General features: G+C 66.9%; 16 protein-coding genes. 11 read left to right on the forward strand and 5 right to left on the reverse strand.

All coding sequences use genetic code 11. The features are described 5' to 3' along the window. Positions 1–122 precede the first annotated feature (122 nt). Entirely contained in the window at positions 123–1133 is a 1011-nt protein-coding gene (locus tag WJ542_RS26140; protein ID WP_411192357.1) for a LysR family transcriptional regulator, read from the reverse strand. Between the two features lie 161 nt (positions 1134–1294). Here WJ542_RS26140 and WJ542_RS26145 point away from each other — a divergent pair, with 161 nt between their 5' ends. From WJ542_RS26145 to scpC, 3 genes are all read left to right on the forward strand, one after another. Beyond that, a complete protein-coding gene (locus WJ542_RS26145) occupies positions 1295–3520 on the forward strand; it encodes an FUSC family protein (RefSeq protein WP_411192358.1) in 2226 nt (741 codons plus the stop codon). 152 nt (positions 3521–3672) lie between these two features. Further along, on the forward strand, positions 3673–3876 hold the full coding sequence (locus WJ542_RS26150; RefSeq protein WP_411192359.1) for a hypothetical protein: 204 nt from the start codon (positions 3673–3675) through the stop codon (positions 3874–3876). A 31-nt stretch (positions 3877–3907) separates the two neighbouring features. Further along, positions 3908–5434, forward strand: a complete 1527-nt coding sequence (gene scpC, locus WJ542_RS26155; RefSeq protein ID WP_411192360.1) for a succinyl-CoA:acetate CoA-transferase ScpC — start codon at positions 3908–3910, stop codon at positions 5432–5434. Positions 5435–5509: 75 nt separating this feature from the next. Here the strand turns inward: scpC and WJ542_RS26160 are convergent, their stop codons facing one another. Further along, complete coding sequence (locus WJ542_RS26160) at positions 5510–5761, reverse strand: GlsB/YeaQ/YmgE family stress response membrane protein (protein WP_411192361.1); 252 nt, start codon at positions 5759–5761, stop codon at positions 5510–5512. A gap of 176 nt (positions 5762–5937) precedes the next feature. Beyond that, the gene (locus tag WJ542_RS26165; protein WP_411192362.1) at positions 5938–6645 is read right to left on the reverse strand and encodes an MgtC/SapB family protein; all 708 of its coding nucleotides are present in this window, start codon (positions 6643–6645) and stop codon (positions 5938–5940) included. A gap of 220 nt (positions 6646–6865) precedes the next feature. Here WJ542_RS26165 and WJ542_RS26170 point away from each other — a divergent pair, with 220 nt between their 5' ends. From WJ542_RS26170 to WJ542_RS26195, 6 genes are all read left to right on the forward strand, one after another. Continuing rightward, positions 6866–7873 carry a LysR family transcriptional regulator gene (locus WJ542_RS26170; RefSeq protein ID WP_411192363.1) on the forward strand — a complete coding sequence of 336 codons (1008 nt, stop codon included), beginning with the start codon at positions 6866–6868 and terminating at the stop codon, positions 7871–7873. A 296-nt stretch (positions 7874–8169) separates the two neighbouring features. Next, complete coding sequence (locus tag WJ542_RS26175; RefSeq protein ID WP_411192364.1) at positions 8170–11361, forward strand: efflux RND transporter permease subunit; 3192 nt, start codon at positions 8170–8172, stop codon at positions 11359–11361. A gap of 44 nt (positions 11362–11405) precedes the next feature. Further along, entirely contained in the window at positions 11406–12665 is a 1260-nt protein-coding gene (locus WJ542_RS26180) for an efflux RND transporter periplasmic adaptor subunit (protein WP_411192365.1), read from the forward strand. A 2-nt stretch (positions 12666–12667) separates the two neighbouring features. Further along, positions 12668–14173, forward strand: a complete 1506-nt coding sequence (locus tag WJ542_RS26185; RefSeq protein ID WP_411192548.1) for an efflux transporter outer membrane subunit — start codon at positions 12668–12670, stop codon at positions 14171–14173. 43 nt (positions 14174–14216) lie between these two features. Continuing rightward, on the forward strand, positions 14217–14906 hold the full coding sequence (locus WJ542_RS26190) for a heavy metal response regulator transcription factor (RefSeq protein WP_411192366.1): 690 nt from the start codon (positions 14217–14219) through the stop codon (positions 14904–14906). Continuing rightward, positions 14903–16342, forward strand: coding sequence for a heavy metal sensor histidine kinase (locus WJ542_RS26195; RefSeq protein ID WP_411192367.1), 1440 nt, complete (start codon positions 14903–14905; stop codon positions 16340–16342). Before WJ542_RS26190 ends, WJ542_RS26195 begins: the two co-directional genes overlap by 4 nt. On the opposite strand, the gene WJ542_RS26200 is transcribed toward WJ542_RS26195, so the two are convergent. Both WJ542_RS26200 and WJ542_RS26205 read right to left on the reverse strand, forming a co-directional pair. Further along, on the reverse strand, positions 16337–17434 hold the full coding sequence (locus WJ542_RS26200; protein WP_411192368.1) for an AI-2E family transporter: 1098 nt from the start codon (positions 17432–17434) through the stop codon (positions 16337–16339). The genes WJ542_RS26195 and WJ542_RS26200 overlap by 6 nt on opposite strands. A gap of 6 nt (positions 17435–17440) precedes the next feature. Then, the gene (locus tag WJ542_RS26205; protein ID WP_411192369.1) at positions 17441–18598 is read right to left on the reverse strand and encodes a metallophosphoesterase; all 1158 of its coding nucleotides are present in this window, start codon (positions 18596–18598) and stop codon (positions 17441–17443) included. Positions 18599–18911: 313 nt separating this feature from the next. Here WJ542_RS26205 and WJ542_RS26210 point away from each other — a divergent pair, with 313 nt between their 5' ends. Both WJ542_RS26210 and trpS read left to right on the forward strand, forming a co-directional pair. Then, on the forward strand, positions 18912–20462 hold the full coding sequence (locus WJ542_RS26210; protein ID WP_411192370.1) for a sensor domain-containing diguanylate cyclase: 1551 nt from the start codon (positions 18912–18914) through the stop codon (positions 20460–20462). 212 nt (positions 20463–20674) lie between these two features. After that, positions 20675–21697: a tryptophan--tRNA ligase gene (trpS, locus tag WJ542_RS26215; protein WP_411192371.1), complete on the forward strand. Its 1023-nt coding sequence runs from the start codon at positions 20675–20677 to the stop codon at positions 21695–21697. Positions 21698–21745: the final 48 nt, after the last annotated feature.

Genomic DNA, 21745 nt, shown 5'->3' on the forward strand with positions numbered 1-21745 from the left:
CCGGGGTTTCGGCGTTTACGGCCCGCATCCCGCATCCGGGACCCCGGCGTCCGGTGCAAATCCCGCGCACAAAAAAACCGCCCCGAAGGACGGCTTCGTCATCCTGGCTGGCGCGAAACGATTCAATGCGCGCTGTTCTGCAACCGGCCAGCCGCCGCCGGCACCATCGCCGCGTCGGCCAGCGCTTCTTCGGCGAGTTGTTCCTGCGTCAGCTCTTCAAGTAGCGCCATGTCGCGGGCAATGACTTCGGGAAGATGCGCGCGCAGGAACTCGACCCACGTCTTCGTCTTGGCGTCGACGAATTTGCGCGACGGATACAGCGCGTAGACATTCGTCTTCTGCAACTTGTGCTGCGGCAGCACGCGCACGAGCGTCCCGTTGCGCAGTCCTTCGATTGCCGTATAGACCGGCAGCACGCCTATCCCCATGCCTTCGCGTATCGCCACGGCCAGCGACTCCGCAATATTGACCTGCACCGGCCCGTCGACATGCATCTCGATGCTGCCCTCGGGGCCTTCGAGCGTCCATTCTTGCGCCGGCAGCGCGGGCGTCTTCAGGATCAGGCATTCGTGATGCGACAGGTCGGCAGGCGTACGCGGTGATCCATGCATATGCACATAAGCCGGCGACGCACACAGGATGCTGTAGGTCGTCCCAAGCTGGTGCGAAACGAGGTCCGAATTCGGCAGCGACGACGCCGTGACCACCGATACATCGCTGCTGCCTTCGAACAGATCGGGCATGCGCTGCGAGAGCGTCAGCTCGACCGTGACCTCGGGATGCAGCGCCCGATAGCGCGAGATCGCCGGCAGTACGTATTGTTGCCCGATACTCGCGAAGCTATGCATGCGCAGTGCGCCCGCGGGCCGCTCGTGCGCGCAGCTCGCTTCTTCTTCGGCGCTATCGACGTCGGCGAGGATCTGCATGCAACGTTTCAGATAAAGCTCGCCCGCCGGCGTCAGCGCGAGACGGCGCGTCGAACGGTTGAGCAGCCGGGTGCGCAGATGCGCCTCCAGCTCCGACACGGCGCGCGACATGGCGCCCGTTGTCGAATCGAGCGACTGGGCCGCCGCGGTAAAACTGCCCGCTTCTACGACGCGGACAAATACCCGCATATTTTGTAACGTATCCATCTAATCTTCTTGTTCGGCACGGAAACGATATTGTCCGCCTCGCAAGCCTCGTGATTGTTGAGTGATCTGGAACGGACGTTCCCCGTCCGTCCCGTTAATCCGCTGCGGTGACGCTCCTACAATCGGCGGCCTGGTAACAGACCGAGCGTAGTGCCATTCCCATGACCCGCCAGCACGCGATTCATCGAGCGTTCGACTCGCGTCGGCGCAAGGAAGCGCTTGGGCGTGCGAAAAAGCAGGCGACCCGGCGCGCGCTGCGCGACTGGTCCGCCACCGACGGCGCGATCTGGCTGCATCTCTTCAAGACGGTCGCGGCAGGCCTGCTCGCGATGGGCATGGCGATGCTGCTCGATCTGCCGCAGCCACGCATTGCGATGACCACCGTGTTCGTGCTGATGCAGCCGCTCTCGGGCATGGTTTTCGCGAAGAGCGTGTACCGGATCGTCGGGACGGTTGTCGGCATGATCGCCGCGGTTGTGCTGGGTGGCGTGTTCATCCAGCAACCCGAACTCTACATCGCCGGGATAGCGGGGTGGATGGCCGCCTGTACGGCGGCTGCCATGAGGAATCGGCATTTTCGCTGGTATGCATTCGTGCTGGCCGGCTACACCGCTGCGCTGATCGGCATTCCGCTCGTGCAGCAACCCAACGGACTCTTCCTCGCCGCACTCGGGCGCGGTGCCGAAGTAGCGGTTGGCATACTCTGTTCGGGCATGGTGAGCGCCGTAATCGTGCCCCGGCAGACCGGCTTGCTGCTAGAGCAGACCTTACGCACACGCTTCGTCGATTTTACTGCGTTCGCCTCCGATGTGCTGTCAGGCCGGCTGGAGCGGGGCGCGTTCGAGGGCCGCTTTGCGCATCTTGTCGACGATGTGGTGGGTTTCGAGACGACGCGCGCCTTTGCCTTCTTCGAAGATCCGGCGATGCGTTCGCGCAGTCCTCTGCTAGCGCGCCTGAACAGCGAATTCATGGACGTTTGCGCGCGTCTGCACGCACTGCGTCAACTGCTCAAGCGCCTGCGCGGGAGCGATTCGGCGATCGCCCCCCTGGCACCGTATTTCAGCGAGCTTGCCGCACGGCTCGCGCAACGGCCGCGGCGCGGCGAATCCGATCGCGAATACGCGCTGCGTCTCGCCGATGCCCTGGAGGCGTGGCAGCGCACGCTGCCGCGCCACGTGCGCGAGACCCGGCGACCGCTCGAAGCCGCCACACCGGATTGGCTTCAGGACTTCGATACGTCCGCCGAACTCGTCTGGCGCTTCACATCGGAGATCGTTCGATACAGCCGTACCTATGCGTCCGTGACGCAGCCGCAGCTCGCACAGGCGCGGCGTACGGCGCGCTACGAGCCACGCACGAGCGGGTATGTCGTGGCTTTCACGTTCGTGCGCACGGCAGTCGTGGTGTCGGCGCTGGGCGCGTTCTGGATCGAAACCGACTGGCCGAGCGGCGGCATGGCGGTGATTGCGGCGGCGCTGACCTGTGCGCTGACATCGTCGACGCCGGGCGCCACGCGCATGGCGGCCCAGATGGCTGCCGGCGCGGCGTGCGCTGCGCTCGCGGGCTATCTCTTCACGTGCTACGTCTACCCGAACGTCGACGGGTTCCCGCTGCTCTGCGCCGTTCTCGCGCCGGTGCTGGCGCTGGGCGCCTTTCTCGCGACGCGTCCGCGCATTTCGGGTGTGGGCGTGGGCTTTTCGGTGTTCTTCTGCCTGCTGGCCGGCCCCGACAACGTGATCGCCTATGCGCCCGACCTCCTGATCAACAACGGCATCGCAGTCGTCGCGACGCTGCTGGTCGCCGCGCTCGCCTTCGCGGTGGTGTTCCCCCCGCGCATGAAATGGCTCATCGCACATCTGTGCGCCGCGTTGCGCTACCAGGTCGCGATTGCGTGCCGCGGCGAACTGGCGGGACTGGGCGAACGCTTCCAGTCCGGCACGCACGATTTGATGCATCAGTTGCGCCTGCTGCTCAACGGGGACGCGCGGGCGCACCGGCGCGCACTACGCTGGATGCTCGTCACACTCGAAGTGGGCCATGCGGTCGTGGATCTGCGTCACGAGGCGCAGGCGGCCGCCTGGCTGGCCGATCTCGACGCACGCTGGCGACCGTCGCTCGCTCGCGTGCAGGCCGACATTGCGCGGCTATTCGAGCGGCCCGACGCGCAGAGGCTTGAACGGGCGCTCGCCTCGGTGCGCGCGGCCACCTGGGTGGCGCAGGCGGCGCGCGATGCGGTTCACGAGGTGCGCGAGCGCCGCCACGAGGTCCAGCGGCTCCTTTCCCATCTGCATTTCATCCGCAGCGCACTGCTGGATCGCGACGCGCCGCTCGGCACGTTTGCGCGCCGCCGGGCGCGCGGTTCGGCGCGCTCTTCCGGCGCCCGCTGAAAAGCACGCGCTGCCGGGGCCACGGCAGACCGGAAGGGCGATCTTGCCGCGCGCTGGAAAGATGCCTTCTACCGGACCGCATTAATCAAATCGGGCCCGAGCCCTATAGTGAGGTCACTGCCCGGCAGTACCCGTTAGCCATGGAGAGTGAAATGAAAGCCGTGAAGATCGCTGTTGTTGCCTGCTCGCTGTTTGCTGCCGCCGCTGCCTGGGCGCAGAGCGAGGCACCGGCCGTGACCGTCTCGCAGGTCTCCCAGGCTGCCGGGGCGAACGCTCAACAGCCCGCTGCGAAGCCGGGAGCGCCGGTCGAATGCGTCGGTCCCGTCAGCTTCTGCAACATCTACTTCGGTAGCTGAGCCACGACAGAATATTTCTGGAGACGTTGTGATGTACGAAGACCGTATTCGTTGTGCCGCCCTGCGCGGCAAGATCACCACGGCCGCCGAGGCGGCGCAGCTCGTGCGCAACGGCATGCGTGTCGGCGCGAGCGGCTTCACGCGAGCGGGCGACACGAAGGCCGTGCCGATCGCGCTGGCCCGCCGCGCACGCGAGGAGAAGGAGCCGCTGCGCATCACGCTGATGACGGGAGCTTCGCTCGGTCACGACGTCGATCGCGCGCTGACCGAAGCGGGCGTGCTCGAACGCCGCCTGCCGTTCCAGGTCGATACCACGTTGCGCCGTGCCATCAACCGCGGCGAGGTGATGTTCGTCGACCAGCATCTCTCCGAAACCGTCGAGATGCTGCGCGCCAACCTGCTCGGCAAGCTGGACCTCGCGATCATCGAGGCGGCCGCGATCACGGAGACGGGCGGCATCGTGCCCACCACGTCGGTCGGCAACTCCGCGAGCTTCGCGATCCTCGCCGAGAAGGTGATCGTCGAAATCAATCTCGCGCAGCCGCTCGCGCTCGAAGGCCTGCACGACGTCTGGATTCCGGGCCGCCGTCCGCATCGCGATCCGCTGCCTGTCGTGCGCCCGCAGGATCGCGTCGGCACGACGATCATCGACATTGCGCCCGAGAAGATCGCGGCCATCGTGATCACCAACGAAGCGGACAGCCCATCCACCGTCCTGCCCGCCGACGACGAAACCGCGCGCATTGCCGGCCACCTGATCGAGTTCCTCCAGCACGAAGTCGCGCATGGCCGCATGAGCGCGCAACTGCCGCCGCTGCAGGCCGGCATTGGCACGATTGCGAACGCGGTGCTTTCGGGTTTCGTGAACTCGCCGTTCGAGGCGCTGACGATGTACTCCGAAGTCCTCCAGGACTCGACCTTCGATCTCATCGACGCGGGCAAGATGGTGTTCGCGTCGGGCGCTTCGATGACGCTCTCCGCGCAGCGCCAGGCCCAGGTGCTGGCCGAACTCGACCGCTACCGCGACAAGCTCGTGCTGCGCCCGCAGGAGGTGAGCAACCACCCGGAAGTGATCCGGCGCCTCGGTCTGATTGCGCTGAACACGGCGCTCGAATGCGATATCTACGGCAACGTGAATTCGACCCACGTGGGCGGCACGCACATGATGAACGGCATTGGCGGATCGGGCGATTTCGCGCGCAACGCCGCGTGCGCGATCTTCGCGACGAAGGCCATCGCGAAGGATGGCTGCATTTCGAGCATCGTGCCGATGGTGCCGCACGTGGACCATAACGAGCATGACGTGGACGTGATCGTGACGGAGCAGGGTCTCGCCGATCTGCGCGGCCTCGCGCCTCGCGAGCGCGCCACGCTCGTCATCGAACGCTGCGCGCATCCGCTCTATCGCGACCTGCTGCGCGACTACTACCAGGACGCGCTGAAGCACGGCGGCCAGACGCCGCACGATCTCGCGAAGGCGTATGCGATGCATCTGCGTTTCAGCGAGACCGGTTCGATGCTGCCCGAAGGCACGGGGGGCCTCGTCGCCAACGCTTGACCTACCCGCGGACATGAAAAAACGGGAGTGCCGGTCACGGCACTCCCGTTTTGTTCGTGTGGGACGCTCAGCCGGCTACGCGCGTTTGAATAGCCGGATGACGAATAGCAGGATGACTGCGCCCACGACGGCCGTAATGATCGAGCTGATCCAGCCGCCGCCCACCGAGATGTGGAGGATCCCGGCCAGCCAGCCGCCGATGAACGCGCCCACGATCCCGACGATGATATCGACGATCAACCCGAAGCCGCCGCCCTTGACGAGCACGCCGGCAAGCCAGCCCGCGACTGCGCCGATGATGAGCCAGGCGATGATGCCGTGTTCCATATTGAGCACTCCCCTTGTTGGTGTGAAAAATCCACGGTGATGTGCAGCTTAGACCAAGGGCGGGATCGCGTCCATGTTGCGTGGCCAGAATTGACACTTATTAAAAAGTGTCAGGCATCGTTTGAAATTACGCAACAAAATTGAAATGAAAATGAAAGACTGAGCGTTGCGGCGCGTCATTCAGGGGCGACCTCGGTATCCACGGCCGTCCAGCTCACGCTCGAAACACCTTTTTCCATGCTGAGGCGGCTCGCCATCAGTTCGAGCTTGGACTGGAATTTCGGGTGCGTGCGCAGCGTGGCCGTGACCCGCAGGCGCTGGGGCTGGTCGGGAACGTCTTCGCTCGTGAGGCTCTGGAACGAGAGCGGCGTCGAGTACATGGAATTGGAGAGCACGGTGCGAATGTGGATCTCGTCCTCTTCGCGGCAGACCACCGTGAGCACGTATTCGCGCACGAGATCGGCGGCTCCCACCGGCGTGGCGTTGATGATGCGGCTCACCTCGCGCAGCACGGTATTGATGAGCAGCACGGCCACCGTGCCCGCCGCCGCCGGGCCATAGTGGCCCGCGCCCGAGAGCACCCCGACGGCCGCCGAGCACCAGAGCGTCGCCGCCGTGTTGATGCCCTGGATGGAGCCCTTGTCCCGCATGATCACGCCGCCGCCCAGGAAGCCGACGCCCGAGACCACATACGCCGCGATCTGCGTGATGCCGGACGTGCCGTTGCCGGTCAGCACGCCGAGCGTGACGAAGAGGCACGCGCCGGTCGCGACGAGGACGATTGTGCGCAGGCCAGCCGTGCGTTGACGAATCTGGCGTTCCAGCCCGATGGCGACACCGCAGGAAAACGCCATGAGAAGGCGCAGAACGAATTCGAGAGTCATCGTTTTGTCATGTAAGCGCCGTGGCCGATGCCAGAAGCGTCGCGCGGCAATGCAATGCGCGACGCCGGCAGCGCCCTGGATCATACGCGGCGCGGCATGCCTCGCCAAGCTGTCCGCGCCGTCATTTGCAGGTCAGCATCGGGCCACGGCCTCTCCTGCACACTGGCGCCATTGGCGTTTTTGCAATCGGGCAGGACGGCAGGACGAACAGGAGTCTGGGATGGATACGCTGCGCAATATGCGGATCTTCGTAAGGGTCGTGGAGTCGGGTAGCTTCACACGAGCGGCCGCGAGCGAAGCGATGACGACGGCGCAGGTCTCGCGCGCCGTCACCGACCTCGAAGCGCGCCTGCGCGCGCGGCTTTTGAACCGCACCACGCGGCGCATGGCGTTGACCGAGGCCGGAGAGCGCTACCTCGAGAACTGCAAGCGCATTCTCGCCGATATCGAGCAGGCCGAAGCCGAGGCCGCCGCGGCCCAGGCGAACCCGTCGGGCAAGCTGCGCGTCTACGGCGGCACGAGCTTCGGCCAGCACTACGTGATGCCGCTGATCGCGCGCTACCAGCAGCATCAGCCCGAGGTCGCGGTCGATCTGACCATCGCCCAGCAGATGCCCGACATCATCGAGGAGGGCTTCGACGTGGCCGTGGTGGTGGCCGCCGAGCTCGAGGACTCCGCGCTGATTTCCCAGCATCTCGGCAGCACGGTGGCGATCCTGTGCGCCTCGCCCGAGTATCTTCATGCGCGCGGCGTGCCGCAGTCGCTCGACGAACTCGAAGGCCACACCTGCCTGCATCTCACCGATGCGAGCCTGCCGGCGGGCCAGTGGGCTTCCGTGGGGTCGCACGGCGCGACGCCGCTCCAGGTGAACAATCCCGAGGCGCTCGCCCTCGCGATCCGCGAGGGCATGGGCATCGGTCCGCTGCCGGTGCCGGTGGCGCTGCCGGGCCTCGCCGACGGGTCGCTCGTGCGCGTGCTGCCCAAGCACTGGCTGGAGGGCTTGAACATCTACGCCCTTTACGCCTCGCGCCGCTATCTGGACGCCAAGATCCGGACCTTCGTCGACTTCCTGCGCGAAAAGGTGCCGCGTATGCTCGCCGAGCAGGAAGCCGCGCTCGCGGCCTACGGCGGGCTGCGGCCGCGCCGTGGCGCATCGCCGCCGCTGCGTGCCCACGACCGCGACCCGGCGCTCGCTCGCGACGCCGACCGGCTGCGGCTTGTCAACTGAGGCAGCGAGGTAGCGAAGTAGCGGCCAGACCTGGTTCGATCGATGCGCCAGGGGTTTCCGCCGCGCGGAGCCCGGAAGATCGCCTGTTTGCTGCGGTGCAACTTTGGACCGTGCGCAGGGCGATTCTTGCGTGTTCCGAAAACCGTTGCCGCGGATTATTTCCAGCCTGACAATTTCGCCATTTTGGCGCCAGCAAAGCGCCACCGCCGTTGCCTATCATGCGGCACCGTCCCAAAAATGCGTTTCGGGTAAGCCACGCCTGCCCGTCAGCCCTAATGCCTGCCTGAAACAGTCACATGTGGATTGTCAATCTCGCACTGAAGCGGCCTTACACGTTCATCGTGATGGCCATCCTGATCGTGCTGGCCACGCCGTTCGCCCTCATGAGGATGGCGACCGACGTGCTGCCGAACATCAATATCCCCGTGATCAGCATCATCTGGTCGTACACGGGGCTTTCCGCCAAGGACGTGGCTGACCGCATCACGTCGGTCAACGAGCGCGGCCTGACCACGACCGTCAGCAACATCGAACATATCGAGTCGCAGTCGCTGCCGGGCATCGCCGTCATCAAGCTGTTCCTGCAGCCGGGCGCGAACCAGCAGTCGGCGATCGCGCAGGCCGTGGCCTTCGAACAGGCCACGCTCAAGCAGATGCCGCCCGGCGCCACGCCGCCCCTCGTCATCAGCTACTCGGCATCGAGCATCCCGGTGATTCAGCTCGGCCTGTCGAGCAACACGATGAGCGAGCAGTCGATCGCGGACATCGCGATGAACTTCCTGCGCCCGCAGATCATCACGATTCCGGGCGCCCAGGTTCCGTATCCGTACGGCGGCAAGACGCGCGTGATCGCCGTCGACATCGACACGCGCGCGATCATCGCGAAGGGCCTCACGCCCTCCGACATCGTCAACGCCGTCAATGCGCAGAACCTGATCTTGCCGACCGGCACCGCGAAGCTGGGGCAGACCGAGTACGAGGTGGACACCAATGCCTCGCCCGAGACGATCGCGGGCCTGAACCACATTCCCGTGCAGACGGTCAACGGCGCGACGACCTACCTCGGCGACGTGGCCCACGTGCGCGACGGCTTTTCGCCGCAAACCAACGTCGTGCGCCAGGACGGCGTGCGCGGCGTGCTGGTTTCGGTGCTCAAGAATGGCGACGCCTCCACGCTGCAGGTGGTGAGCAGCCTGAAGGCGCTGCTGCCGCAGGTGCGCGAGACGCTTCCCCCCGCGCTCGTCGTCAAGCCGCTGTTCGACCAGTCGATCTTCGTGTCGGCGGCGGTGCAGGGCGTGTTGCGCGAGGCGCTGATCGCCGCCGCGCTCACGGCCGTGATGATCCTGGTCTTTCTCGGCAACTGGCGCAGCACGCTGATCATCGCGGTGTCGATTCCGCTGTCGATTCTCGCGTCGATCCTCGCGCTCTTCGCGCTCGGCGAGACCATCAACATCATGACGCTCGGCGGCCTCGCGCTGGCGGTGGGGATTCTCGTCGACGACGCGACCGTGACGATCGAGAACATCGAGCGTCACCTGCATCTCGGCGCGGACCTTCACGATGGCATCCTGGAGGGCGCGGGCGAGATCGCGGTGCCGGCGCTCGTCTCCACGATGTGTATCTGCATCGTGTTCGTGCCGATGTTTTTCCTCACCGGCGTGGCGCGCTTCCTGTTCGTGCCGCTCGCGGAGGCGGTGGTGTTCGCGATGATCGCGTCGTATATCCTCTCGCGTACGCTGGTGCCGACGCTCGCAATGCTGCTCTTCACGCACGGCGGCCCCGATGCGGGCCACGCGCACGCGGGCGCCTCGCGCTCGTGGTTCGCGCGCTTTCATGAGCGCTTCAATTACGGCTTCGAGCGCGTGCGCGCCAACTACATCGCACTGCTGAGCTTGCTGCTCGCGAGGCGGCGCGTGTTCGGCACGACGTTTCTCGCGTTCTGCCTCGTTTCGCTCGGTCTGGTGTTCTTCCTCGGCCGCGACTTTTTCCCCAGCGTCGATGCGGGCAACATCCGCCTGCACATGCGTGCGCCGACGGGGTACCGGATCGAGGAGACGGCGCGTCTCGCGGACGAAGTGGAGAAGACCATCCGCGAGGTCGTGCCGCCGGACCAGCTCGAAACGATCGTCGATAATCTCGGCCTGCCGTACAGCGGCATCAACCTCTCGTACAGCAATGCGGGGACCATGGGCACGCTCGACGGCGAAATCCAGATTGCGCTCAAGCCCGACCACGACCCCTCGCGCCTCTATATCGACAAGCTGCGCCAGTTGCTGCCGCAGCGCTTTCCGGGCGTGGAATTCTTCTTTCAGCCCGCGGACATCATCACGCAGATCCTGAACTTCGGTCAGCCCGCGGCGATCGACGTGCAGGTGGTGGGCACGAATCTCGGCCAGAACATGGCGCTCGCGAGCGAACTGCTCAAAGCGGTGCGCCAGATGCCGGGCGCCGTCGACTCGCGCATCGAGCAGCGCAACGACGAGCCGGCGCTCACGCTCGCGATGGACCGCACGCGCATGCAGCAGTTGAGCCTGAGCCCGCAGAACGTCGCGCAGGACGTGCTGGTCGCGCTGGCCGGCAGCACGCAAACGGCGCCGGCGTTCTGGGTGAGCCCGCAGAACGGTGTGGAGTATCCGCTTACCGTGCAGACGCCGCAGTATCGCGAAGCATCGGTGAATGAACTGATGGGCACGCCGGTCTCGGTGCGCCCGGGCGAGCCGCTGCAGCTCGTGAGCAACCTCGTGCGGTTGCAGCCGCACGTCGGTCCCGCCATCGTCACGCACTACAACATCCGCCCCGTGATCGACCTGCTCGTGAGCGTGGAAGGCAGCGACCTCGGCAGCGTGGGCTCGCATATCGACGATCTCATCAAGACCGTGCAGGCGCACGCGCCGCGCGGCACGACCATCACGATGCGCGGCCAGATCACCACCATGCGTACCTCGTACGTGGGGTTGGGCGTAGGCATTGCGATGGCCATCGTGCTCGTCTATCTGCTGATCGTCGTGAATTTCCAGTCGTGGGCCGACCCGCTCATCATCATCAGCGCGCTGCCGGCGGCTCTCGCGGGCATTGCCTGGATGCTGTTCATCACCGGTACGCACCTGAGCGTGCCGGCGCTCACCGGGGCTATCATGACCGTGGGCGTGGCGACGGCCAACAGTATTCTCGTCGTGGCGTTCGCGCGTCAGCGGCTCGCCGCGGGCGTGACGCCGCTCGCGGCCGCGCTCGAAGCCGGCGCGACGCGGATTCGCCCCGTGCTGATGACGGCGTTCGCGATGATGATCGGCATGGTGCCGATGGCGCTCGGTCTCGGCGAAGGCGCGGAGCAGAACGCGCCGCTGGGCCGCGCCGTGATCGGCGGCCTGCTCTTTGCTACGGTATCCACATTACTGTTCGTGCCGCTGATGTTTGCGACGGTGCATGGCCGGCTTGCGCAGCGCGCAGAGCAAAAGCGCGAACGTGAAGCACGGCGCGGCAGACATTGATTCGGACAACATGCAATCCGGTTACGCTCAATCTGGTCGATGACATGAACGAACCCCATCATCACTCATCCCTCGACATTGCCGTCGGCGGCGCCCAGCACGGCATGGATCTGCCCGCGCGCCATCAGGCGGGCCGGCGGGCGCGGCTCGCCGCGATCATCGTCGCGCTGCTGCTCGCGGCAGGCGCCGTGCGCACGATCGTCTCGAACATCGAGAACTCGCATCGTCTCGCGGAGGTCACGAAGCAGAACGCGAAGCAGTATGTGAGCGTCGTGAATCCGGTGCCTGCCGGTGCGAGCGGCAGCATCGTCCTGCCGGGCACGCTGCGCGGCTTCATCGAGTCGCCGATCTACTCGCGCGCGAACGGCTATGTGTCGCATTGGTATGTCGATATCGGCGCCCACGTGCAGCAGGGCCAGTTGCTGGCCGAGATCGACACGCCCGAGATCGATCAGGAATTCCAGCAGGCGCAGGCGCAGCGCACCCAGGCCGAAGCGACGCTCGCGCTCGCGAAGACCTCGCTCGACCGCGCGCAGGGGCTGCGCCAGCGCGATGCGGTTTCGCAGCAGGAGCTGGACGACCGCCAGGGCGCGTACAACCAGGACGTGGCGAACCTCGCGGCCGCCGAAGCGAACATGCGCAGGCTCACCGAAACGAAGGGCTTCCAGCGCATCGTCGCGCCCTTCACGGGCGTCATTACGCAGCGCAATATCGATATCGGCGACCTCGTGAATGCGGGCAACGGCGGCACGGGCCGCGCGCTCTTTGCGATCGCGCAGTCGGATCCGCTGCGGCTCTATGTGGACGTGCCGCAGACCTACGCGCAGCAGATCGTGGTGGGCGAGCCCGTGAGCGTGACGCAACAGGAAATGCCGGGCGTGACGTTCGAGGGCAAGGTGACGAATACCTCGGGCGCGATCAACACGGGCACGCGCACGCTGCAGGTGGAGATCATGATGCCGAACCACGACGGCAGGCTGCTGCCCGGCACCTACGTGCAGGCTTCGCTGAACACCGACGCGGCCGGCATGCTCACGGTGCCCGGCAATACGCTGCTGTTCCGCGCCGAGGGGCCGCGCCTTGCCGTGGTGGGTGCGGACAACAAGGTGCGACTGAAGCCCGTCGAGATCACCCAGGATCTCGGGCAGACACTCTTGATCGGTCACGGGCTCGAGCGCTCGGATCGCGTCGTGCTGAACCCGAGCGATTCGATTGCCAACGGCGACGACGTGACGGTCGTGACCCCGGGCGCGGGCGGAGCCCATGGCGCGAGCGGCGCGGGCACGAAGCGGAGCGCGACGTGAGCATGAGGCGCAATGCGCAGCCGCGCCATGCCGCAGTGGTGCTGGCGGTGCTCGGAACCGCGTGCCTGGCGGCCTGCACGGTCGGCCCGGACTACCATGCGCCGCAAACGGCCAGCCCGGCTGCCTGGACCATGGACCCGGCCGATTCGTACTGGCACGCCGCGCAGCCCTCGCATGCAGCGCTCGATCCGCAATGGTGGAAGGTGTTCGACAACGCCGAGCTGAACGGGCTGGAAGAACAGGCGCTGGCGGAAAACCAGACGCTGCGCGTGGCCGTGGCGCACTACGAGCAGGCAAGCGCGACACTGGCTTCGGTGTCCTCGCAACAGGCGCCGCAGGTCACGCTCGACGCGAGCGCGGCGCGCGAGCGCATTTCGGCGAACCGGCCGCTGACCAACTATACGGTGCCGAACACCTCGACGGTGCAGAACGATCTCGGGATCGGCCCCGCCATCAGCTACGAGCTGGACCTGTTCGGCCGCATCCGCCGCATGGTCGAGTCGGCGCAAGCCTCGACGGAGCAGGCCGGCGACGATCTCGCGAACGCGCGCCTCGTGCTCACGGCCCAGCTCGCGACGAGCTATTTCTCGCTGCGCGAGCTGGACGACGAGATCGACGTCGTGAACCAGTCGGTCGTGCTGCAGCAGAAGGCGCTCGACTTCGTCAATTCGCAGCACGATCTCGGCGCGGTTTCGGGGCTCAACGTGGCGCAGCAGAAAGCGCAGCTCGACGCGACGCAGACCCAGGCGCAGTTGCTCGTGAACCAGCGTCAGCAGATCCAGAATGCGATCGCGGTGCTGGTGGGCAAGCCCGCGCCCGAGTTTTCGATCGCTTCCGCCGTCACGCCGCTGCCGGTGCCGGCGCTCCCCACGGGCCTGCCGAGCGAACTGATGCAGCGCCGGCCCGACGTCGCATCGGCCGAGCGCGCGATGGCCGCCGCCAACGCGCAGATCGGCGTGGCGCGCTCGGCGTACTACCCGGACATCACGCTTTCGCCCACGCTGGGCTGGGAGTCCACGCGCTTCAGCACGCTCTTCACGGCGCCCAGCCTCATGTGGTCGCTCGGCGCGAGCGCGAGCGAGATACTGTTCGACGGCGGCAAGCGCGCCGCGGGCGTGAATTACGCGCAGGCGGGCTACGAGTCGGCGGAAGCCTCCTACCGGCAGACGGTGCTGACCGCATTCCAGGAGGTGCAGAATGCGGTGACGGGCCTCTCCGTCCTGGAGCGCGCGTCGGACGAGGGCCAGGCGGCCGTGGACGACGCGCGCAACGCGTACGATCTCGCGAATGACCGCTATCAGGGCGGCCTCGTGGCGTTCCTCGACGTGCTTACCGCCGAGCAGCAGCTACTTGCCAGCGAGCGCACGGAGGTGCAGATTCATGGTCAGCAGGTGGCGACCGTGGTCTATCTGGCGAAGGCGCTGGGCGGCGGCTGGAGCACCGACGAGCGCGAGCTGGCCTGCAGCGCAGGCACGTGCCGCGAAATGCCGGCGGCGGGCAAGGGTTAGAATCCCGCTCGCGCAAAGGGGAGAGAAGGAGGGAGAAGCGGGTATGAAGGTCCTGGTGATCGAAGACGAACGCAAGGTCGTGGACTACCTGCGCAGCGGGTTGACCGAACAGGGGTGGATCGTCGATGTTGCGATGGACGGCGAAGAAGGCGCGTGGATGGCCACGGAGTACGACTTCGACGTGATCGTGCTCGACGTGATGCTGCCCAAGCTCGACGGCTTCGGCGTACTGCGCGCGGTGCGCGCGAAGAAGGGCACGCCCGTCATCATGCTGACCGCGCGCGACCGCGTGGACGACCGCGTGCACGGTTTGCGCGACGGCGCCGACGACTATCTGACGAAGCCCTTCTCGTTCCTCGAACTGGTCGAGCGGCTGCGCGCGCTCACGCGCCGCGCCCGCGCGCAGGAGTCGACGCTGATCACGGTGGGCGACCTGCAGGTAGACCTCATCAGCCGCCGCGCGACGCGCGACGGCGTGCGGCTCGATCTCACGGCCAAGGAGTTCCAGTTGCTTTCCGTGCTCGCACGGCGGCGCGGCGAGATTCTTTCGAAGACGCTCATCACCGAGCTCGTCTGGGACGTGAACTTCGAAAGCAACGCGAACGTCGTCGAGACGGCCATCAAGCGCCTGCGCGCCAAGCTCGACGGCCCGCACCCGGCCAAGCTGCTGCACACCATCCGCGGCATGGGCTACGTGCTCGAAGTGCGCGAGGATGGGGGCCAGCCGTCATGAAACACTCGATCTCGCTGCGGCTTTCGGCCATGTTCGCGGCGGTATCGCTCGTGGTGTTCACGCTCACCGGCACGGGGCTCTTCCTGCTGATGAAGACCCAGCTCCTCGACGATCTGCGCGCGACGGTCGACGCGCGCGCGCACATCGCCCTGCTGATCGTCTCGCACGCGTCCGACGCGCAGAAGTGGGCCCTCGTCCAGGAGAAGCTGCGCGACCTCTCGCCGGCGGACAGCAGCATGCACTACTACGTGGAAGGCCCCGACCCGCGCTTTCGCTTCGGCACGCCCATCGCGGGCACGGTCACCGACACGCTCGATGCGCATCATCGGCTCGTGCGGCCGCCCGGCGGCGACTACGACGTCGCCATCACCACGCTTCTCGTGCCCGCGAGCGGCGACCGCCCGGAGGTGACGCTCGTCGTCGCGAGCGACTGCAAACGCACCGAGCAGTTGCTGCAACGTTTCGGCATCGTCATTGCCGTGCTGGTTGCGGCCTCCACCATCGCGGTCGCGCTCTTGAGCCGCGCCGTGACGCGCTTCGGTCTCGCTCCGCTCACGCGCCTGTCGCGCCAGGCGGCGCAACTGAGTCCGTCGAATCGCCGGCAGCGTCTGCACGACGACGAACTGCCCGAAGAACTGCACGAGCTGGCCACGTCGTTCAACGGCGCGCTCGAACGGCTCGACAAGGCCTACGAACGGCTCGAATCGTTCAACGCCGATGTCGCGCACGAACTGCGCACGCCGGTCAGCATCCTGATCGGCCAGACCCAGGTGGCGCTCACGCGCGATCGTTCGGTGGAGCAATTGCGGCTGACGCTGCAATCGAATCTGGAGGAGTTCGAACGTCTGCGCGTGATCGTCAACGACATGCTGTTCCTCTCGCGCAGCGACCGCGGCGAGCGGGCGACAGATCTGGCCGAGGTCTCGCTGCGTGCCGAGCTCGAACGCATGCTGGAGTTCCTGGAAATGCCGCTGGAAGACGCGCAACTGCGCGTCGCGGTGCAGGGCGAGGCGCGGGCGTGGGTCAACACGTCGCTGATCGGCCGGGCCGTGAGCAATCTCTTCGTCAACGCGATCCAGCATTCGACGGCCGGCACCACGCTGCGGGCGACGATCGCGCCGCAGGACGGCCACGTCGAGATCGCCGTCTCGAATCCGGGCGAGCCGCTCGACCCCGTCGTGCGCGAGCACATCTTCGACCGCTTCTATCGTCTCCAGGAGGCGCGCTCGAACAGCCACGAGAATCACGGCCTCGGGCTCTCGATCGTCAAGGCGGTGGCGGAGATGCACGGCGGCACGGTGTTCGTGCGCAGCGCCGGGGGCGTCAATACGTTCGGCTTTTCGGTGGCGGTCGACGGCGAGCGGGCCGGCGACCCGGTCGTGACGGAGGCCATGCACAACGGCCGCGCGGGCTTGCCGCTGCACGTCTCTTCATAAGCCGCTGTCGCCGCCTTCCTTTTTCTCTGCGGTGGCGGCGCGGTCCATCTGGTCGCGCCGCAGCAGGTCCCAGCAACTGATGAACAGCGCGGCGACGAGCGGCCCGATCACGAAGCCGTTGATGCCGATAAGCGAGATGCCGCCCAGCGTCGAAATCAGCACGACCCAGTCGGGCAGCCGCGTGTCCTTGCCGACCAGCACGGGGCGCAGCACGTTGTCCACGGTGCCGATCACGACGGAGCCGAACACCGCGAGCCCGATGCCCTTGGCGATCGCGCCGGTCGAGAGGAAGTAGATGGCGACGGGCCCCCAGACGAGCGCGGCGCCCACGGCGGGCAGGAGCGAGAGCAGCATCATCACGAAGCCCCACAGCAGCGCGCCCTGGATGCCCAGCACCGCGAGCGCGATGCCGCCGAGCGTCCCCTGAACGAAGGCCACGGCCAGATTGCCCTTGACGGTCGCACGGATCACGGTCGTGAACTTGCGCACGAGGTGCTGCTTGTGCGCTTCGTCGAGCGGGATCGCGCTGCGGATCAGCGCCGAGATTTCGCGGCCGTCGCGCACGAGGAAGTACAGCAGGTAAAGCATCACGCAGAAGCTGATGGCGAGCTGCATGGTGATCTGGCCGAGGCTCAGCGCGCGTGTCGCAATGAACTGGCTGATCTGCGCGGCGCCCGCCGAGAGGCGCGCCTGGAGCCCGCTGAGGTCCATGAGGTCGTAGCGCGCGAGCAGGTTCTGCAGCGAGGCGGGCAGCGCATGGACGATCCGGCTGAAGAATGCGCCAATGTCGAGACTGCCCGACTTGATCTGGCTATAGGCGTAGGCGACCTGCTGGATCAGCGTGCCCGCCACGAGCGTGAGCGGCAGGATCACGATCACGACGCAGATCGCCAGCGTGATGAGCGCGGCGAGATTGCGGCGGCGGCCAAGCCGCGCGACGAAGTAGCGCTGCACGGGCTGGAAGATCAGCGCGAGGATGGCGGCCCACATCACGGTGCTGAAAAACGGCGCGAGGATGAAGCAGAGCGCGATGGAAACCGCGAGCAGCAGCAGGTAGAACGCGGTCTGGTGAAGCGTCTTGTTGCCTGCCATGCCGCCTCACTCCGCGCCCACGAGGCGCACGCGCGTGATTTCCGAGGGCGCGCCAAGGCGCTTGGGCGGCCCCCAGTAGCCCGTGCCGCGGCTCGTGTAGACCCACAGGCTGCCGAGCCGGGCCAGCCCCGCCGTGAACGGCTGCTGCAGCCGCACGAGGAAATTCCACGGAAAGATCTGGCCGCCGTGCGTGTGGCCCGAGAGCTGCAGCGTGTAGCCCGCGTCGGCGGCGGCGTGCGCCGTGCGCGGCTGGTGCGCGAGCAGCACGCGCGTTTCGACGTCCGCGGGCGCGCCCGCCAGCGCCGCCGCCGGGTCGCTGCGCTGGGCGGGGTCGAAATGGCCCGCGGTGTAGTCGGTGACGCCCGCGAGCACGAGGCGCGCCTCGCGATGCTCGATCACCACGTGCTGGTTCATCAGCACCGTGAGGCCGATGCGGCGGAACTCGGCCACCCAGGCGTCGGCGCCCGAGTAGTACTCGTGGTTGCCCGTCACCGCGTACACGCCGTGGCGCGCCGCCAGCGTGCCGAGCGGCGCCGTGTGGCGCGCGAGCTGCGCGACGCTGCCGTCCACCACGTCGCCCGTGATCGCCACGACGTCGGGTTCGAGCCGGTTCACGGCGCGCACGATCGCCTCGACATAGTCGTGCTTGATCGTCGGCCCGACGTGAATGTCGCTGAGCTGGACGATCGTGAAGCCTTCGAGGGCGTCGGGCAGGCCGCGGATCGGCACGTCCACTGTGCGCACGGGCGCGCGCCGCCGGGCATTGAAGAAGCCGATGGCGCTAGAGAGCAGCGCGAGCGCGATCACGGCCGCCGCGCTGCCGGTGCGCCAGTCCGCCAGGTTCACGGCGCGCGGCCAGATCGCCTCGACGGTCATCAGCGAGGCCAGCACGAGATCGCGCGCAATCGTGAGCATCAGGAGCGACGAGAAGAAGCCCATGGCGAGCATCCCCACCCACGCCAGGCGGTCGGCGAGCGGCTGGCGCCGGATGGTGCGCGCGAGCATGCCGGGCGGGATCACGAGGCACGAGAGCACGAGCCACAGCGCCGCGAGCCATTTGCCGGCGGCCGGCGCCGGCAGGTCGGGGATCAGCCGGAAGCCGACATAGACGTGCAGCAGCACGCCGATGATGATGAAGCGCACGAAGAAGGACAGTCGGGGCATGGCGGGCCAATGGAGGCGAAGAGGGGCGAAGGGCGGGAGCGGAGGGCAAGCCGGCAGGGAGCGCGGGCGCGCTGGGCGCTTCGGTTGCGAAGCATTCTACCGGCAAGCGCAGGCGGCGTGCCGGGGCGGTCGATGCATCCCTTTTTGAAGGGCGGCACAGCTGCACGCGGGTTGTGCGCCTCCGTGCGCGATCCCCCTCAAGTTTTCTGCCAGGAAGCCGTAATGCACCAGGTTGTTGCGTACTGGCGACGCATCCTTTTCAAGCGACATCCGGACATGCCGAATACCACGCCCGGTTCCGAACGGACCACAGATGCATAAAAAAGGCCTGGCCGGATTCGTGCAACGGCTGCGCGGCTCGTTGCACGCAGGCCCGAACGCGATCGTCGTGGGGGGCGTGGTCGCCGCGTTCACGCTTGCCGTGCTGTGCGCCGTCGCCCTCTACCAGAGCCGCACGGACGCGCTGGAGCACGCCCAGGAAAGCTCGCACAGCATCGCGCTCGCGGCCCAGCGCGATATCGAGCGCAATTTCGAAATCTACGCCATGTCGCTGCGGGCGGTTGCCGACGGCATGACCCAGCCCGACGTCATGGCGCTGCCGCCGCATCTGCGCCGCATGGTGCTGTTCGATCGCGCCGCCACCGCCGACTATCAGGGCGGCATGTACGTGCTCGATGCGTCCGGCAATATCGTCGTCGATTCGGAAAGCGACGTGCCCCGCAAGGGCAACTTTGCGGACCGCCCCTGGTTCACGGTGCATCGCGACCATGCCGATGCCGGGCTGTTCATCAGCGATCCTTACGTTCCGCGCCTGGGCGGGGGCTTGCGCATGGCGCTCAGCGTGCGTCTGTCGCATCCCGACGGCTCTTTTGCGGGCGTCGCCGTCATGGCGATCCGGCTCGAATACTTCCAGCGGCTCTTCGAGGGGCTCGCGGTGGGTCCGCATGGGGCGATGTCGCTCGTCGGCACGGACGGCGTCATGATCATGCGCGAGCCGTTCGAGCCGGGCATTCCGGGGCGCAGCGTCGTCGCGGCCAGCACGTTCCGCCACCTCGCCAACGCGCCCGAAGGGTACTTCCCGGCCACCTCGGTCGTCGACGGCGTGCGGCGGTATTGCTACTTCCGCCGGTTTGCGCACCTGCCGTTCATTATCGTGGTGGCCGAAGCGGAGCCCGACATCTTCGGACCTTGGCGGCGCCGGGCCGGCAAGCTCGCCTCGGTGATGGCGCTCTTCGCGCTCGTGCTCATCGGCCTGTCCGTTCAACTCAGCGCGCAGTTGCGCCGGCGCATGCGCGCGGAGTCGGAGTTGAGGCTGCTCGCGAGAACCGACGGGCTCACGGGACTCGCGAACCGGCGCCGGCTCGACGAAACGCTCGAGCACGAGTGGCGCCGGGCGCGGCGAACCCGGCGCAGCCTCGCGATTCTTTTCATCGACGTCGACTGCTTCAAGGCGTTCAACGACCGCTACGGTCATCAGGCCGGGGACGACGCGCTCGCCGCCGTCGCCCGCTGCATGGCATCGTGTCTGCGGGCCGCCGACACGGCTGCGCGCTACGGCGGCGAGGAATTCCTCACGGTATTGCCGGAGACTTCGGAGTCCGATGCAGTGGCGCTGGCTGGGCGCATTCGCGAGGCGGTCTGGGAGCTCGCCATCGAACATGCGGCCAGCACGTTCGGGCGTATCACGGTGAGCATCGGCATCGCCAGTTCGCAGTCCGGGGAGATCGCGAGTCTCGACGAACTCATCCGCGTGGCCGACGAAGCCTTGTACCGGGCCAAGGCCGCGGGGCGCAACGGGATCGTCGCCGGACCGCGCGGCGCCCGCCGCGAGGCGCGCGCGGCGGCGCATTCCACGGTGGCCTGAAGGGCCGGCGGAGCAACGATGCGCCGCGTTCGGCTATACTCGCCCAATGGATACGAAACCGACCTCGCTGAACCTGCGTCGCTGGTGGCTCGCCTGAACCAGGCGGCCCGTTTCTCCATGCACTTTCAAAACGTGATGCCGCCAGTCCTGGCGGCATTTTCGTATCTGCGCTCGTGGCTGGCGGCATCGAACCGATGGGACGACAGCACACCATGACATCCGCGAATTCCCCCGTTATCCTCACCGGTGACCGGCCCACCGGCCCGCTTCATCTTGGCCACTACGTCGGCTCGCTGCGCGCGCGTGTTCAATTGCAGCACGAGGCCCGGCAGTTCCTGCTGCTGGCGGATACCCAGGCGCTGACCGACAACGTGGGGCGGCACCAGCGCGTCACCGCGAACGTCGTCGAGGTCGCGCTCGACTACCTGGCGGTCGGCATCGATCCGGAGAAGTCGACGCTCTGCATCCAGTCGCAGGTGCCGGAGTTGGCCGAACTCTCGCAGTACCTGCTCAACCTCGTGACGGTCGCGCGCCTCGAACGCAATCCCACCATCAAGGAGGAGATTCGCCTGCGCGGCTTCGAGCGCGACATCCCGGCGGGCTTCCTCACCTATCCCGTGAGCCAGGCGGCCGATATCGCGGCGTTCAAGGCCACGCACGTGCCGGTGGGCGCCGACCAGTTGCCGATGATCGAGCAGACCAACGAACTCGTGCGCCGCTTCAATCTCACGGTGGAGCGGCCGGTTCTGGTCGAGTGCGAGGCCGTGCTGTCGACCGTTCCGCGGCTGCCGGGTATCGACGGCAAGGCCAAGATGAGCAAGTCGCTCGGCAACGCGATCGCGCTGGGCGCCACGCCCGACGAGATCACGCAGGCGGTCAACGACATGTATACCGATCCGGGCCACCTCCGCGTGAGCGACCCCGGCCAGGTCGAGGGCAATGTCGTTTTCGCGTTTCTCGATGCGTTCGAGCCCGACGCCGGCAAGGTGGCCGAACTGAAGGCCCGGTATCGCCGGGGCGGGCTAGGCGATGCCGTGGTCAAGCGGATGCTGAACGAGCGGCTGCAGGCGCTGCTCGCGCCGATACGCGCGCGGCGCCGCGAGCTCGAAGCGGACCGGGCCGAGGTGCTGGCGCTTCTGCGGCGCGGCACGATGCGCGCGCGCGAGGAGGCGGGCGAGACCTTGTCCGAGGCGAAGCGCGCGCTGGGCCTCGATTACTTCGCGGGTCCGGCATGAGCGTATCTGGTGTAATAATGGCCGCCACTTTTCCCCGTCGTTGAGCGC

The organism is Paraburkholderia yinzeri (genome assembly GCF_046581065.1).
In the GTDB taxonomy this organism is placed as follows: domain Bacteria; phylum Pseudomonadota; class Gammaproteobacteria; order Burkholderiales; family Burkholderiaceae; genus Paraburkholderia.

Bases quoted from the DNA above. Each gene is read 5' to 3' on its own strand.
- WJ542_RS26140 (WP_411192357.1), bottom strand. From the start codon at position 1,133: ATGGATACGTTACAAAATATGCGGGTATTTGTCCGCGTCGTAGAAGCG.
- WJ542_RS26145 (WP_411192358.1), top strand. From the start codon at position 1,295: ATGACCCGCCAGCACGCGATTCATCGAGCGTTCGACTCGCGTCGGCGC.
- WJ542_RS26150 (WP_411192359.1), top strand. From the start codon at position 3,673: ATGAAAGCCGTGAAGATCGCTGTTGTTGCCTGCTCGCTGTTTGCTGCC.
- scpC (WP_411192360.1), top strand. From the start codon at position 3,908: ATGTACGAAGACCGTATTCGTTGTGCCGCCCTGCGCGGCAAGATCACC.
- WJ542_RS26160 (WP_411192361.1), bottom strand. From the start codon at position 5,761: ATGGAACACGGCATCATCGCCTGGCTCATCATCGGCGCAGTCGCGGGC.
- WJ542_RS26165 (WP_411192362.1), bottom strand. From the start codon at position 6,645: ATGACTCTCGAATTCGTTCTGCGCCTTCTCATGGCGTTTTCCTGCGGT.
- WJ542_RS26170 (WP_411192363.1), top strand. From the start codon at position 6,866: ATGGATACGCTGCGCAATATGCGGATCTTCGTAAGGGTCGTGGAGTCG.
- WJ542_RS26175 (WP_411192364.1), top strand. From the start codon at position 8,170: ATGTGGATTGTCAATCTCGCACTGAAGCGGCCTTACACGTTCATCGTG.
- WJ542_RS26180 (WP_411192365.1), top strand. From the start codon at position 11,406: ATGAACGAACCCCATCATCACTCATCCCTCGACATTGCCGTCGGCGGC.
- WJ542_RS26185 (WP_411192548.1), top strand. From the start codon at position 12,668: ATGAGGCGCAATGCGCAGCCGCGCCATGCCGCAGTGGTGCTGGCGGTG.
- WJ542_RS26190 (WP_411192366.1), top strand. From the start codon at position 14,217: ATGAAGGTCCTGGTGATCGAAGACGAACGCAAGGTCGTGGACTACCTG.
- WJ542_RS26195 (WP_411192367.1), top strand. From the start codon at position 14,903: ATGAAACACTCGATCTCGCTGCGGCTTTCGGCCATGTTCGCGGCGGTA.
- WJ542_RS26200 (WP_411192368.1), bottom strand. From the start codon at position 17,434: ATGGCAGGCAACAAGACGCTTCACCAGACCGCGTTCTACCTGCTGCTG.
- WJ542_RS26205 (WP_411192369.1), bottom strand. From the start codon at position 18,598: ATGCCCCGACTGTCCTTCTTCGTGCGCTTCATCATCATCGGCGTGCTG.
- WJ542_RS26210 (WP_411192370.1), top strand. From the start codon at position 18,912: ATGCATAAAAAAGGCCTGGCCGGATTCGTGCAACGGCTGCGCGGCTCG.
- trpS (WP_411192371.1), top strand. From the start codon at position 20,675: ATGACATCCGCGAATTCCCCCGTTATCCTCACCGGTGACCGGCCCACC.